This window comes from Bradyrhizobium sp. LB13.1 (assembly GCF_054056815.1).
On the sequence record NZ_JBSRYQ010000001.1, the window covers coordinates 2,758,418 to 2,770,725 of the forward strand.

At 63.3% G+C, this 12,308-nt stretch carries 13 protein-coding genes and 2 pseudogenes; 3 read left to right on the top strand and 12 right to left on the bottom strand.

What is annotated here, in order from left to right:
• The first annotated feature begins 77 nt into the window (after nt 1-77).
• Nucleotides 78-994, top strand: a pseudogene (locus ACVWYI_RS13125) (ABC transporter substrate-binding protein).
• Nucleotides 995-1,095: 101 nt separating this feature from the next.
• Here the strand turns inward: ACVWYI_RS13125 and ACVWYI_RS13130 are convergent.
• From ACVWYI_RS13130 to ACVWYI_RS13155, 6 genes are all read right to left on the bottom strand, one after another.
• A complete protein-coding gene (locus ACVWYI_RS13130; RefSeq protein ID WP_456662261.1) occupies nt 1,096-1,863 on the bottom strand; it encodes a glucose 1-dehydrogenase in 768 nt (255 codons plus the stop codon).
• A 10-nt stretch (nt 1,864-1,873) separates the two neighbouring features.
• A complete protein-coding gene (locus ACVWYI_RS13135; protein WP_456662262.1) occupies nt 1,874-2,260 on the bottom strand; it encodes a putative quinol monooxygenase in 387 nt (128 codons plus the stop codon).
• A gap of 2 nt (nt 2,261-2,262) precedes the next feature.
• Complete coding sequence (locus tag ACVWYI_RS13140; RefSeq protein WP_456662263.1) at nt 2,263-2,466, bottom strand: DUF2255 family protein; 204 nt, start codon at nt 2,464-2,466, stop codon at nt 2,263-2,265.
• Between the two features lie 8 nt (nt 2,467-2,474).
• The gene (locus ACVWYI_RS13145; protein WP_456664517.1) at nt 2,475-2,870 is read right to left on the bottom strand and encodes a (R)-mandelonitrile lyase; all 396 of its coding nucleotides are present in this window, start codon (nt 2,868-2,870) and stop codon (nt 2,475-2,477) included.
• Nucleotides 2,871-2,986: 116 nt separating this feature from the next.
• On the bottom strand, nt 2,987-3,766 hold the full coding sequence (locus ACVWYI_RS13150; RefSeq protein ID WP_456662264.1) for a carboxymuconolactone decarboxylase family protein: 780 nt from the start codon (nt 3,764-3,766) through the stop codon (nt 2,987-2,989).
• Complete coding sequence (locus ACVWYI_RS13155; RefSeq protein ID WP_456662265.1) at nt 3,763-4,971, bottom strand: arabinose transporter; 1,209 nt, start codon at nt 4,969-4,971, stop codon at nt 3,763-3,765. Before ACVWYI_RS13155 ends, ACVWYI_RS13150 begins: the two co-directional genes overlap by 4 nt.
• Nucleotides 4,972-5,091: 120 nt before the next feature.
• Between ACVWYI_RS13155 and ACVWYI_RS13160 the strand changes: the two genes are divergently transcribed.
• Nucleotides 5,092-6,000, top strand: coding sequence for a LysR family transcriptional regulator (locus tag ACVWYI_RS13160; RefSeq protein ID WP_456662266.1), 909 nt, complete (start codon nt 5,092-5,094; stop codon nt 5,998-6,000).
• Between the two features lie 355 nt (nt 6,001-6,355).
• Here the strand turns inward: ACVWYI_RS13160 and ACVWYI_RS13165 are convergent, their stop codons facing one another.
• The 6 genes from ACVWYI_RS13165 to ACVWYI_RS13190 all read right to left on the bottom strand — a co-directional run bounded on the left by ACVWYI_RS13165 (nt 6,356) and on the right by ACVWYI_RS13190 (nt 10,994).
• On the bottom strand, nt 6,356-7,636 hold the full coding sequence (locus ACVWYI_RS13165; RefSeq protein WP_456662267.1) for a type II toxin-antitoxin system HipA family toxin: 1,281 nt from the start codon (nt 7,634-7,636) through the stop codon (nt 6,356-6,358).
• A complete protein-coding gene (locus ACVWYI_RS13170; protein WP_456662268.1) occupies nt 7,623-7,958 on the bottom strand; it encodes a helix-turn-helix domain-containing protein in 336 nt (111 codons plus the stop codon). Before ACVWYI_RS13170 ends, ACVWYI_RS13165 begins: the two co-directional genes overlap by 14 nt.
• A 158-nt stretch (nt 7,959-8,116) precedes the next feature.
• Nucleotides 8,117-8,398 (bottom strand): HGGxSTG domain-containing protein, encoded by a 282-nt coding sequence (locus tag ACVWYI_RS13175; protein WP_456662269.1) that lies wholly within the window; start codon nt 8,396-8,398, stop codon nt 8,117-8,119.
• Complete coding sequence (locus ACVWYI_RS13180) at nt 8,395-9,033, bottom strand: hypothetical protein (protein ID WP_456662270.1); 639 nt, start codon at nt 9,031-9,033, stop codon at nt 8,395-8,397. Before ACVWYI_RS13180 ends, ACVWYI_RS13175 begins: the two co-directional genes overlap by 4 nt.
• Before the next feature lie 446 nt (nt 9,034-9,479).
• Nucleotides 9,480-9,971, bottom strand: coding sequence for an NUDIX domain-containing protein (locus tag ACVWYI_RS13185; RefSeq protein WP_456662271.1), 492 nt, complete (start codon nt 9,969-9,971; stop codon nt 9,480-9,482).
• A 63-nt stretch (nt 9,972-10,034) separates the two neighbouring features.
• Entirely contained in the window at nt 10,035-10,994 is a 960-nt protein-coding gene (locus ACVWYI_RS13190) for a lytic transglycosylase domain-containing protein (protein WP_456650857.1), read from the bottom strand.
• A gap of 198 nt (nt 10,995-11,192) precedes the next feature.
• Between ACVWYI_RS13190 and ACVWYI_RS13195 the strand changes: the two are divergent.
• Nucleotides 11,193-12,232 (top strand): annotated as a pseudogene (locus ACVWYI_RS13195) (L,D-transpeptidase family protein).
• Nucleotides 12,233-12,308: the final 76 nt, after the last annotated feature.

A 12,308-nucleotide genomic window follows, 5' to 3' on the forward strand; every position in this document is an offset into this window, starting at 1 on the left:
CTGGTCGCCGTGCCGGAGATTCAACAGACCAGGGAGGGAAGCCAATGTTGAAGACGATCTCGCTTGCCGGCGCCGCGATGGCGCTCGTCCTGAGCTCTGCTCCGTCCTTCGCCAAGGAGCTCAAGTCGGTCGGCATTTCGCTGGGCTCACTCGGCAATCCGTTCTTCGTCGCGTTGTCGAAGGGCGCCGAGTTCGAGGCCAAAAAAACCAATCCCAACGTGAAGATCACCACCGTCGGCTTCGAGTATGATCTCGGCAAGCAGGTCACCCAGATCGACAATTTCATCGCCGCCGGCGTCGACCTGATCCTGCTCAATCCCGGCGATCCCAAGGCGGTCGGCCCGGCGATCAAGAAGGCCCAGGCCGCCGGCATCGTCGTCGTTGCCGTCGACACCGCAGCCGAGGGCGCCGACGCCACGGTGACCACCAACAACGTCCAGGCCGGCGAGATCTCCTGCCAGTACATCGTCGACAAGCTCGGGGGCAAAGGCGACGTGATCATCGAGAACGGTCCGCAGGTTTCCGCGGTGATCGATCGCGCGTCGTCGGCTGCAAGAACGTGCTCGGCAAGAATCCCGGCATCAAGGTCCTGTCCAACGACCAGGACGGCAAGGGCTCGCGCGAAGGCGGTCTCACGGTGGCGCAGGGTTATCTGACCCGTTTTGCCAAGATCGACGCCATCTTCGCGATCAACGATCCGCAGGCGATCGGCACCGACCTTGCGGCGCGCCAGCAGCACCGCACCGGCATCGTCATCACCGCGGTCGACGGCGCGCCCGATATCGAAGCAGCGCTCAAGGACCCGCAGGCGGCGCAGATTCAGGCCTCCGCCTCGCAGGACCCGTTCTTCATGGCGCGCCGCGCCGTGCAGGTCGGCGTCGGCATCCTCAACGGCCAGAAGCCGGCGTCCACAGTCGAGCTGCTGCCGTCGAAACTCGTGACGCGCGACAATGTCGGCGAGTACAAAGGCTGGACCTCGGACCGGACGCAGTAGCGGCGGGAGACGGCCGGCGCTGGATGCGGCGCCGGCCGGGCTCACGTGGTGCCATGTTAGCCAGGCATGCATGTGCGCCCCTCCGCGAACAGACGATGCGTTCAATGGGCGGTAAACCCGCCGTCCACCGGTAGCGCGACGCCGAGGACGAAGCTGGCGCCCGGACTGCAGAGCCAAAGCACGGCGGCCGCGATCTCATCGGATTCGCCAAGCCGCCCGATCGGTTGGTCGCGCATGATTTCCTTTATGGCGTCCGCCTGCTTCGCCAGCATGTCCGACACCATCGGCGTATTGATTGTGCCGGGGCAGATCGCGTTGATCCGGATACCGCGTGGCGCGTACTCCATCGCCGCACTCCTCGTCAGTCCGATGACGCCATGCTTAGAGGCGTGATAGGCGGCGCGGCTGGGCAATCCGACCAGACCTCCGAGCGACGAGCGATTCACGATGGCTCCGCTTCCCTGTGTCCGCATCTGTTGCAATTCGTGCTTCATGCAGGCCCAGACACCGCGAAGGTTTATTCCGTTCACCCGATCGAAGTTCTCCGCGGTCTCATCAGCGGCATCGCTCGGCGGCACCTGGATGCCCGCGTTGTTGAAAGCCATATCGAGCCTGCCGAAATGCGCCACGGCCCGCTCGATCGTGTTTGCGACCTGCGCCTCGTTCGAGACATCGCAGACCACGGACAGGACCTTTCGTCCGGCCGACGTGAGTTTTTCCGTGGCGACCTGCAGAGCCTTCTCGTTGATGTCGGCAAGAACGACGGCCGCTCCGGAGGCTGCGAAAGCTTCTACCGTCGCCAGTCCCATGCCCGAACTCGCTCCGGTCACCAAAGCGACCTGGCCGCTGAAATCATAGGTCGGATTCATCAAAACCACCTCACTTCGTTTTCGCTCCAAGCGCGATGGGCGTCGCCTGCACAAGCTTGAGCGACTTCACCATCTTCTCCACTGTCGCCTTGTATTTCTTGAAATGATCCGATCCAAGGTGGGCTTCGTAAGCCTTCCTGTCGCGATAGATCTCCAAGACCTTGACGCGGGTCGGGTCGTCTTTTTCAGCCACGGCGTAAAGCACAAGGACACCCGGCTCTTTTCGGATCGCCGCGCCGATGTGCTGCTCGATTGCGGCCCTGTAGGCGCCCACTTGAGCGGGATCGACCTCGATCTCCGCCACCTGGACATATTGTCCGTCCGGCTCCTGGGCGACGGCGCCGCCGCCCAGCGCGACGGCGAGCATCGATGCGCCGTAGACCAGAAGCTGCTTCATGCTCATGCTTCCGCGGCCCTCGGCAGGATCCGTACGGTCGCGGACCGCGCACGCGCACCGATCATGGGTTCGAGATAGCGGTTGCCGCGATACTTCGCGCGGTACGCCTCGTCGATCGAATCCAGAACCGGTCCGTCGACCGGTTCGAACGCCACCTCCTTGATGAGGCCGGCGGCGCGAAGTTCATCGCTGTTCCAGCCGTGCATCGTGGACCTCACTTTCGGTACTGGTCGTCGGCCACCTTCTCCATCCAATCGACGTTCCTTCCGTCGAGGGATTCCTGGATGGCGATGTGCGTCATGGCCGTCGTGGGCGAGGCGCCGTGCCAATGCTTCAGACCCGGCGGAAACCAGACGACGTCGCCGGCGCGAATCTCCTCGATCGATCCGCCCTCGCGCTGCACCCATCCGAGGCCGGCAGTGACGACCAGCGTCTGCCCGAGCGGGTGCGTGTGCCAGGCGGTCCGGGCACCGGGTTCGAAGGTGACCTGACCGCCGCTCACCCGACCGGGGTCCGGAGTCTGGAAGAGAGGGTCCACCCGGACCGATCCGGTGAACCAGTCGGAATTCCCCTTCGTCGAGGGGCGGGAACCGTTTCTCTTGATATCGATGTCCATGACTGCGTTCCTTTGCATGTTCGAATCTTCGGCGCGGGCGTCCGGCGCCGCCGATGCCGCTAAGCCGGCGACCAAGGCGATGGCTTGTCGACGCGAGTACGACGACATCGCTACCGGGACCGCTTCTCGATGACGTCCTTGACCACCGGCGCCGCCGAGAACGCGTTGGGCCAACCCGCGTAGAATGCGAGATGGCCGACGACCTCGCCGGCTTCCTCCTTGGTCAACCCGTTATCCATCGCCCGGTTCAGATGATAGGTGATCTGCGCGACCTGGCCCGTCGCGACAAGGGCGCTGACCGTGACGAGACTGCGGTCGCGCGACGCGAGCCCCGGTCTCAGCCAGAGATCGCGGAACAGCACGTCCGTCGTGTACTGGACGAGGCCGGGCGTGATCTTGCCGAACTGCTCGCCGACACGCGTCGCCCGCTGCGCCTCCGCCGCCTCGTCAAGGGGAAGCTGGGGACCGGCTGCGGGCGGAAGTTGGTCGGCGCCGATGTTGCGGCTCTTGAACACGTCCTTGGCCGCGGCGACGGCATCCATCGCGTTTGCCCACCCGGTGTAGAACGCCAGGTGCGTGATAATTTCCGACAGTTCGGCCGGCTTCACACCGTTGTCGAGCGCGAGGTTGAGATAGTACGGCAATTCGACCGTCTGATCGCGCGCGATGAGTGCGGCGACCGTAACAATGCTCCGGTCGCGCGCCGGCAGACCTGGCCGCTTCCAGAGATCGCCGAGCACGACATTCTTCGCATATCTTTCGAGGGCGGGCGCGACGGCGCGAATGTCTTCGGTCGTGGGCATGGCTTTTACTCCTTCGATAGTTTGTTGACCGTTGGCCGCGCCGGCGACGATCGAAAGCGAAAGTACGGTCGCTGCGAGAAGCTTCATTGCTGCTGTCCTCCGATTGTTGGCGGGTTCACCATCAGCCAGGACGCGACGAACGCGGCGCAGAGTACGGTGACGGCGCTGACGAGAAACACGACATTCAGGCCGGCTCCCTTCGCGACCAACCCGAGCGCGGGGCTTGCGACCCCTTGAGCCAGGTCGAGGAGGGCGGTGTAGGCTCCCATCGCAAGACCGCGACTTTGTGCCGGCACCCGCCGGACTGCTTCGACGCCGAAGCCGGGATAGACCAGCGAGAATCCGAAACCCGTGAGTGCGGCTCCGACCAGCGCCAATTCGGGACGTACGGCCAGCCACATCAGCGCCTGGCCGGCAGTTTCGATGAGCACGCAGAATAGCGCGACCTTGGCGCCGCCGAACTTGTCGGATGCGTGGCCGAAGAAGACGCGCGCAAGGATGAACGCGACGGCGTAGGCGGTGTAGGCGAGCCAGCCTTGCGTCCAGCCACGATCGGCGAACAGCAGCGCGGCGAACGTGGTCACGGCCCCGAATCCCACACTGCCCAACGCCGAGCCGAAACCGGGGATCCACACCGATCCGAACACTTTTGCGAAAGATAAGCGGGCGCGAGGCACCGGCACGACGGCCGGAAGCGGTGCAATCAGCAGCAGTGTGACGAGAGGAGCCAGTGCCGTGACGACCGCGATCGCGGCGAAGCCGTAGCCGGCATAGAGCGCGGAGCCGACCGGGGCTCCGATCGCGAAGGCCGCAAACATCGCGGATCCGACCCAGGCGATGACCTTTCCGGTATTGCGGGCGTCGACGATCGCGAGCCCCCAACTGACGGCGGCGGTGATGATGAAGCTCTCCGCTCCTCCAAGCACGCCCCGCCCCAGCAGCAACACGGCGACCGATGCTCCGGGCGCGCCTTGGAACAGCAGCGAACACAAGTAGATCAATCCGGACGCCGAGGCCGCCAGCAGACCTGCGACAACCGCGCGCTTCGCGCCACGGCCGTCAGAATAGTGGCCCGCCCAGGGTCTCGAGATCAGCGATGCAGCGAACTGACTGCCGGCGACGAGGCCGACCACGAAAGTGCCGAACCCCAATCCGTCATGGACGTAGAGCGGGAGCACCGGCATCGCCACGCCGATGACGAGAAAGGCGACGAAGACTGCGCCCATAATCGGCAACAGCGACACCGCGAACGGACGCGGGGCGGCGGTATCTGGCATGGCTACGACGGACATTGCCGTTCCTGCGGTTAGCTTCGCAGCCCTCGGCTGCCATCTGTGAGCCTCAAAATAGGCTCTTGGGGTCATGTGGATAAGGCGATAAAACCCAATTGGATTGATTGGAGTGACCTATAAATGGAACGTGCCGACGCGAGCGACCTACTTGCCTTCTTGGCGGTAGCGAGAGAACGCAGTTTTACCCGTGCGGCGGCGCGGCTCGCGATCAGCCAGCCGACCCTGAGCCAGATCGTCCAGGCTCTGGAGGAGCGGTTGGGTGTGAGGCTTCTGAACCGCACGACCCGTAGCGTCACGCCGACCCAAGCGGGCGAGCGGCTGCTTCAAAAGATCGGACCCAAGTTCGACGAGATCGATGTCGAACTGGGAGCCCTTGGCGAGCTGCGGGAGACGCCGGCGGGAACGATCCGGCTCACCTCGACTGAGTACGCGGCGCAAGCCATCATCATGCCGGCCATGGCCAAGATCGCGCCCTATCCAGACATCAAGGTCGAAGTCATGATCGACGTTGGCCTCACCAACATCGTGGAGGCGCAGTACGACGCGGGAATCCGGCCGGGCGAACTAGTTGCGAAGGACATGATCGCGGTCCGAGTTGGTCCGGACCTGCGGATGGCCGTCGTAGGCTCGCCATCCTACTTCACGTCGCGGAAAAAACCGCGCACGCCTCAGGATCTGACGCAGCACAACTGCGTCAATCTTCACCTCCCGACGCACGGTGGGAGCCTTTACGCGTGGGAGTTCGAGCGGAACGGACGCGACGTCAACGTGCGCGTGGACGGGCAACTGGTCTTCAACAGTTCAGGCGCCCTGCTGCAGGCCGCGTTGCAGGGTCTCGGCTTGGCCTATCTGACCGAAAGTCAGGTTGAACCCTACCTTTCGAGCGGCACCCTGATCCGGGTGTTGGCGGACTGGTGCCCTCCGTTTTCCGGGTATCACCTGTACTATCCGAGCCGACGGCAGCCGTCGCCGGCATTCACCCTGCTGGTCGACGCACTTCGATACCGAGGCAGAGCACTACGGCAGTGAGTTATGCCGCAACAGCCTAAGCCATTACAGGTCCAACGAAATTACAAGCGGTGGGAGTCTTGGGTGGCGTCCGTTGCGGGTCCCCGCAACCGCGTTCGTCAACAACGATTGCGATCTACGCTGGCTCGCCTTCAAGGTCTATTCGGCAACTCACGACAGCTCCCTAAGTAGCTTCCGCGCATCATCTAGCAGGGCCCGGTCCTGCCTTCGTTCAGCTGGGAGTTATTGTGATAGTGCTGGATGGTCGATTTCGTGCCGCGGTCACCGCAATTCGTGCGCCGGCCAAGGACGTGCTGCGATACGCTTAGTGAGGCCAGTGGCAGGGAGTCACAACGGCGGCGACGCCTGCCGGCCTTCATTCAAGGAGTTCAACCAGCGCCTCCGGAGCATCGGCGAACGCGAACGGGTTGAGGAATTGCCGCCGCCACAGGAAATTGCGGTCGACTTCCGAGAGCGCTGCCGTGTCGCATATTTCTTTCCAGAACCTCTTGATCGCCTTGATCTGCCCCGCGATGAGCTTGGTCGCCTCATCAAGTCCGAGAAGGAAGAGCGGTGCGGCCTGAAGGCACACGGTGATCTGGCTCGTGCGTCGCTCGCCGGTGATGAACATCGCCTGGCTGGCCTCTCCGCCGGTTCTGGCCTGTGGGCAGATGTCGTAAGCGGGCGTCAGCGAGAGTTCTTTTCCATTCCAGAACGCCGCGTGGTTCCGGGCGTGATCGTCCGTGTTGCCGCAGAGGATGTTGAACACCATCCGTCCGAACAGCTCGCGGAGACCCTCCTTTGGCGAGGTGAACCTGTGACGGATAATCGTCGCGAGATCTTCGTAGCTCGCGTAACGCGCCATCATTTCCTCGAGTTCGAGCAGCGTCAGCGCGGAGATCATCGCGCGGCGCTGCCACCCGCCCCCGGACTTCAGCCGGTCGAAACGTTCGATCAGCAGAACGTCCTTTCCGGCAGCGCGGTCGAGCCTGACGGGGGCCGCAGCAAGGCCGGCCTTTGCGGCAAGCCGCATGGCCACGAACTCCGCTTTCACGACGTTGTGGAGATCATTCTGCGATGAGAATTTGGCGATATATTTTCCGGTATTCGCGGTGATTGTCGTTTTTGGACGGGCGCCGCCGATCGAGCTTCCATGCAGAAGGGCTCGATCAAGCTCCGGTGTCAGCGGGACTCCTTGTTCGACGAGCGCGGTCGCGGCCTGAAGTTCTGCAAGCGATGCCGTCGAAGCCTCTCGCGGTATATAGCTCTCGGCCGATAGCTGGAAATCCAGTGCGCCGATGCGGTCCGAGCCGGACTCCAGCAGATAGGTCAGCTCGTCGATATCTCCGGTATCGACGTCCTTGCCGCTCTTCCCGAATGTCCGGTTGAAAATGACGCGTCGGCCCCATGCGTCCGGAGCGGCGTCGCGAATGCAATTTGGCATCATCAAGCCGGGTGTCAGCGGCAGCACGCCGCTCCGCAGTGGAAGCTCCGGGTCATAGAGCGCGATCGCGTTGTTTCGAGCGAGGTAGCTTCGTCCGTAGTGGAAGAGCAGCTGTGTGCTCTCTGCAAACAGTCGACCCGCCACGACCGGGGCGGTGGCGTCTGGCAGCCAGATCCATACGAAGGCCTCGGTAGGCTTTTCAGAAGTTGTCATCGGGCGTCTCGTGCGAAGTACGGACGGATTTCGGCAGAAGCGCCATCACGGCGGAATTGAAGGAGAGGGTGCTCGCCAGCGTGCGTTCGTCGGCGTTGAACAGCGGCACGCCGGCGATGGCTGCTGCTTCGAAGGCCGCGCCAAGTGTGCAGCCGAGGTCGCCGTTCTCGATGCGCCGCAACAGCCCACGCGAGAGGCCTGCCCTGCTGGCAAGTTCTTCGGCCGTCATCTTCCGGTCGATACGAGCCTTGTGAATGAGCTGGCCCAGCAACTCGGCCGCATCTTTGGCGTAACGGGAGTAGGGTCTCGCTTTTTTGGGCATCGATGATCCATTAATAGACCGTGTAGGGCTAAGCGATCCGTTTATAGACCAATTCAGCCCTGGCGTCAATATGATGAGCTATAAATGGACCATTTGGCTCGACACGGTTCATTAATAGATCGTAGATGCCGGAGATTTGGCCTCAGCCGACTGATCCCTTAGTCAAGCACCGACTTCATCTCGACCAGCAGCTTCTGCGTTTCGCCCAGCAACGCCCGGATCGCCCGTCGTTCCGCAATCCCGTCCTGCGTGAATGCGCCATGCCTCCACGCATTCTGATTTCCCCTCGGCGCGCCTGATCTCCGTGCGCCGCCGTGCATGCGGCAGCGGCCTTTGCCTTGCACTGCCGGCGCGCGGCAGGCGGTGCCGCTGCGCGTCGCGGCGCCGCAACGCGGGCTCGTCATCATCGCGCTCGTGTTGCGGATGTGATTGCAGCTCATGCACTGGCGCCTTGTCCGGATTCGGCCTCGCCCGGCGGGACCGGTCCTGCATCTGTCGCAGCGTTCGGCTCCGCCACGATCATGCTCGCGTGTTGGGTAACGTTGCCCACGATCGCCCTGCCGCCGTCCTGCACCGACAAATTCCGGACCGTGATCGCGCGCTCGCCGTTGTTGCGGTGGCGGCTGAGTGCCTCGATCTGGCTTGCGAAGGTGCGGGTCAGCCGGGTCAATGCGCGCGTGATGCTTTCCTGCTGCTGGACGTCGCCGCTGCAGGCGAGGCGGCAGGCGGAGCGCATCGCCGCCGTGTGAACGGACACCATCTGCACCGCGAGCATGGCTTCGATCGAATCCTTCGGTGCGATGCTCTTCACCATCGAGATCATGAAGGCGAGATTGGCTTCATCGGGCTCTCGTCCGATCGCGCTGGACTTCACCAATTGCCTTAGCAGACCATGTAGCGCGTCGCGGTCGGCGGCGCCGAGCGCCTCGGCGAGCAGACGTTCGCCGGCTTGCGGGTCGGTATGGTGGATCACAATCCGCCGCTTGTAGAGTTTGATCCGCGGGTTGGCGGCAGGGCCGCTGAGATCGTTTGCCGCAACCGGCAGCGTGCCGTGGCGTTTCGCAGGTGTCGTCATGTGCTGTTTCCTTTGCCCGCGCGGGCTCATTGCGCGCGAAATCGATCGCTCGCTGCGCGTTTGTGGGATTTTCGAGATGTCGATGAAGGGCTTACGCACAATCGCCGCGCGGCGCCCGTGGTCGGGCGGCGTAGACGCTGGCGATTGTTGCGATGATGCCATTCTGCCGGTGTTTTGCCCGACGAGTCAAACGGCATTGCGAAGTGCGCAATTCTCGTTCGCGCAAATCCTTATCCGTGTAAGCCCTTGTTCTGACAGCGGCCGGCTACTGTGCATGGGGTTGTTTTCGCGGTTTTTGTTTCGATGCTGCCCTGACGTGCCGCCGCGCCGGCGTCAACGGCATGATCGCCTGCCGTTGGTGAAGGCCGGCAGGCTGCGCGCGCTCGCGGTGTCATCAGCCGAGCGGCTGCCGTCGCTGCCTGACGTGCCGACCGTCGGGTGCGCAGTTAGCGCGAAATGCCGGAGTGGCCGATCCCTACTCCGATGCCGGCCATCTGAGCTAACCGCTCGAGCAGCGGCCGCTGTCCCGCGTTGATCTTCTTGTGCGCTGCTTCGAGCGTGAACCATTCGGCACGGTCGACCTCGGGGAAGGTCTGTCGTTTGCCGCTACGTGGCGGCCATTCCATCTCGAACATGTTGCTGCGAATGCTGCGCACGTCGATGTCGAATTCGGCAGCGAACGCGGTGACGACCTTGCCGCCGCGCTGCTTGACCTGCCCAAGCGAGGTCAGCGGCATGGACAATGCGAAGCCGAGCTCTTCGGCAAACTCCCGCCGCGCTGCAGCTTCCGGATCTTCCCTGTCCGTATGCTCACCCTTCGGGATGGACCATGCACCGAAGTCCTTGTTGCGCCAGAACGGCCCTCCGGGATGAACAAGGAGAACCTCGACTTCCCGCCGCTTTCGATATGCGAGGATCCCGGCACTGGTCGACGGCATGGCTGATTCCCTGCAGGCGAACCAACGGAAGCCGCTCCATCGAGCGGCTTGCGGACTTGTGCATCAGCCGGCAGATCGTTCGCGGGCGGCGAGACGGATGGCTCGGGTTTTCGCGCTCTTTCCGGCCGCGCGCGCTTCAATCATGCTGCGCCTCTTGGCGTGAGTCGAGGCGTTCTTCCGGAGCAGGGTTGCGATCCGCTTGCGTGCACGGCTGGTATTCAACCGGGCGGCCAGTTCCTCGGCCTTGCGAATGATGGTGGCGGCCGAGGGCGTCAGGTTGACCGGAACCCAGGCGACGTCTTTCGTCTTGGACAGGCTGCCGATGCCCTCGCAGGGAGCTTCGCGTGGCAGGTCGATCCGGATCGCGAGGGCCTCCGTCCGTTCGGTCCAGTCTTCGGCCTTGGTGCCCGTGATGATGCGGACATAGTCGCGCGTCTCGCGCGGCAGCTCGCTCTCCTTGGCGAGCCATTTCTGGATCCGGCCGGGACCCGCGTTGTAGGCGGCCGCGGCCAGGCCGAGATTGCCGAAATCGTCGCGCAGCTTGCGCAGGAATTTTGCGGATGCCGGCAGCGCCTTCATCGGATCGAAGGGATCATCTAACCCGACCTCCGCGGCCGTCTCCGGCATGAACTGTGCGACGCCCTGTGCGCCGGCCTGGCTGACCTCGTCGGACCTGAAGCGGCTCTCCTGCCAGATCAGGCGGGCGAAGAACGGCACCGGAATGCCGCTGGCCTCGGCTGCTCCACGAAGCGCGTGGCAGAATCGTTCCGTCCGCGAAACCGGCGCCTGCGTGACAGGCTCGTTCGCAAGCGGCTCGGGTGTCTCCTCATGGGCCGCGCGTGCATTGGCGAACTCGAGAGCTTGCACGCTTGCGAGGAACAGTTCGACCACCGGAACGAGTGGCGAGGCTTGCGTGTTTTCAAGAACAGCGTGTTCGAAAGCCGACGTCTGGCGGGACGCCGACGGATCGAGGTCACACATCAGAATCATAAACGCGGCGCAAGCCGCGACGACAAATCGCATTGCGTGGACAACCTCGAACTGTGGGTGAACGGCCGGCGGCGCGCCGACGATAAGGCGATAAGGAGTTCTTAGACGACAGGGAGTTCTTAACCGTGTGATTGCGGCAAAGCTGCGGTCTCTTCGGTTCCGCCGGTGCTACTACGGTGTTCCCGCCGGGAAACTCTCCGCCGTTTTGCGGGACATATTGGGACGAGCGACATGATGCGGTGGATTATTGGCGCGGCGATTTCGCTGTCGGTGATCTGTCCGGCGCTTGCAGGGCATCTCGATGCAGCGGCGGTGAACGATGCTGTGCGTCCTGCGAAACAGCCGGCTACCGACAAGATCAACGCGTCCGTTGTGAAGCTTCAAATCATGCTGGACCGTGCGCAGTTCTCGCCCGGCGAAATCGACGGCAAGTTCGGCGAGAACGCGCAGAAGGCGTTGAAGGCATTTTCCGAGCAGAGCGGTATCGCATCCGACAAGACGATCGCGCCGGAGCTTTGGGACAGGCTGAGCGCGGCGAGCGAAGGTCCGATGGTATGGTTGTCGACTACAAGATCACCGACGCCGATGTGAAGGGGCCGTTCCTGAAAGAGCTGCCAGGCAAGCTCGAGGACATGAAGGCGCTGAAGGCGCTGAGCTACACCAGTCCGCTCGAGGGGCTCGCCGAAAAATTCCACATGAGCGGCGACCTGCTTCGGACGCTCAATTCCGGCAAGTCGTTCGACAAGGCCGGCGAGACGATCACTGTCGCAAATGTCCCTGCACGAAGAGAGCTGCCACCCGTTGCGCGGATCGAGATCGACAAGAGCAACGGGACGCTGAGGGCGTTCGACGGGGCCGGCCGCCTGCTCGCATTCTATCCCGCGACAATCGGCAGTCCAGACCGTCCGACGCCGAAGGGTACGCTCAAGGTCACCAGCACCGACGAGAAGCCGACCTATCACTATAATCCTGACTACAAGTTCAGCAGCGTCAAATCGAAACAGCCGTTCGATGTCCAACCGGGCCCGAACAATCCGGTGGGGGCATATTGGATCGGCTTGTCGGCGCAGGGTTACGGCATCCACGGCACGGCGGAGCCCGACAAGGTCAGCAAGTCGGCGTCGCACGGCTGCGTCAGGCTGACCAATTGGGACGTGCGCGCGCTCGGTGACCACGTCAAGCGTGGCACACCGGTGGTCTTCCTGGATGCGCCGGCGGAGTCGGCGTCCAAGCAGCGGGGGAAGTCCGGCGGCAGGCGCGCCTCGAACTGATCCTTGAAACTAGTCTTTGGGAAAGTCTTGGCGCATCGCGATCTCGGCGGCATCGCCGGGCGACAGCACCGTCTGG

Coding starts and splice junctions, on each gene's coding strand:
- ACVWYI_RS13130 (WP_456662261.1), bottom strand. CDS start 1,863: ATGAATCCGACCTATGATTTCAGCGGCCAGGTCGCTTTGGTGACCGGA.
- ACVWYI_RS13135 (WP_456662262.1), bottom strand. CDS start 2,260: ATGAAGCAGCTTCTGGTCTACGGCGCATCGATGCTCGCCGTCGCGCTG.
- ACVWYI_RS13140 (WP_456662263.1), bottom strand. CDS start 2,466: ATGCACGGCTGGAACAGCGATGAACTTCGCGCCGCCGGCCTCATCAAG.
- ACVWYI_RS13150 (WP_456662264.1), bottom strand. CDS start 3,766: ATGAAGCTTCTCGCAGCGACCGTACTTTCGCTTTCGATCGTCGCCGGC.
- ACVWYI_RS13155 (WP_456662265.1), bottom strand. CDS start 4,971: ATGTCCGTCGTAGCCATGCCAGATACCGCCGCCCCGCGTCCGTTCGCG.
- ACVWYI_RS13160 (WP_456662266.1), top strand. CDS start 5,092: ATGGAACGTGCCGACGCGAGCGACCTACTTGCCTTCTTGGCGGTAGCG.
- ACVWYI_RS13165 (WP_456662267.1), bottom strand. CDS start 7,636: ATGACAACTTCTGAAAAGCCTACCGAGGCCTTCGTATGGATCTGGCTG.
- ACVWYI_RS13170 (WP_456662268.1), bottom strand. CDS start 7,958: ATGCCCAAAAAAGCGAGACCCTACTCCCGTTACGCCAAAGATGCGGCC.
- ACVWYI_RS13175 (WP_456662269.1), bottom strand. CDS start 8,398: ATGAGCTGCAATCACATCCGCAACACGAGCGCGATGATGACGAGCCCG.
- ACVWYI_RS13180 (WP_456662270.1), bottom strand. CDS start 9,033: ATGACGACACCTGCGAAACGCCACGGCACGCTGCCGGTTGCGGCAAAC.
- ACVWYI_RS13185 (WP_456662271.1), bottom strand. CDS start 9,971: ATGCCGTCGACCAGTGCCGGGATCCTCGCATATCGAAAGCGGCGGGAA.
- ACVWYI_RS13190 (WP_456650857.1), bottom strand. CDS start 10,994: ATGCGATTTGTCGTCGCGGCTTGCGCCGCGTTTATGATTCTGATGTGT.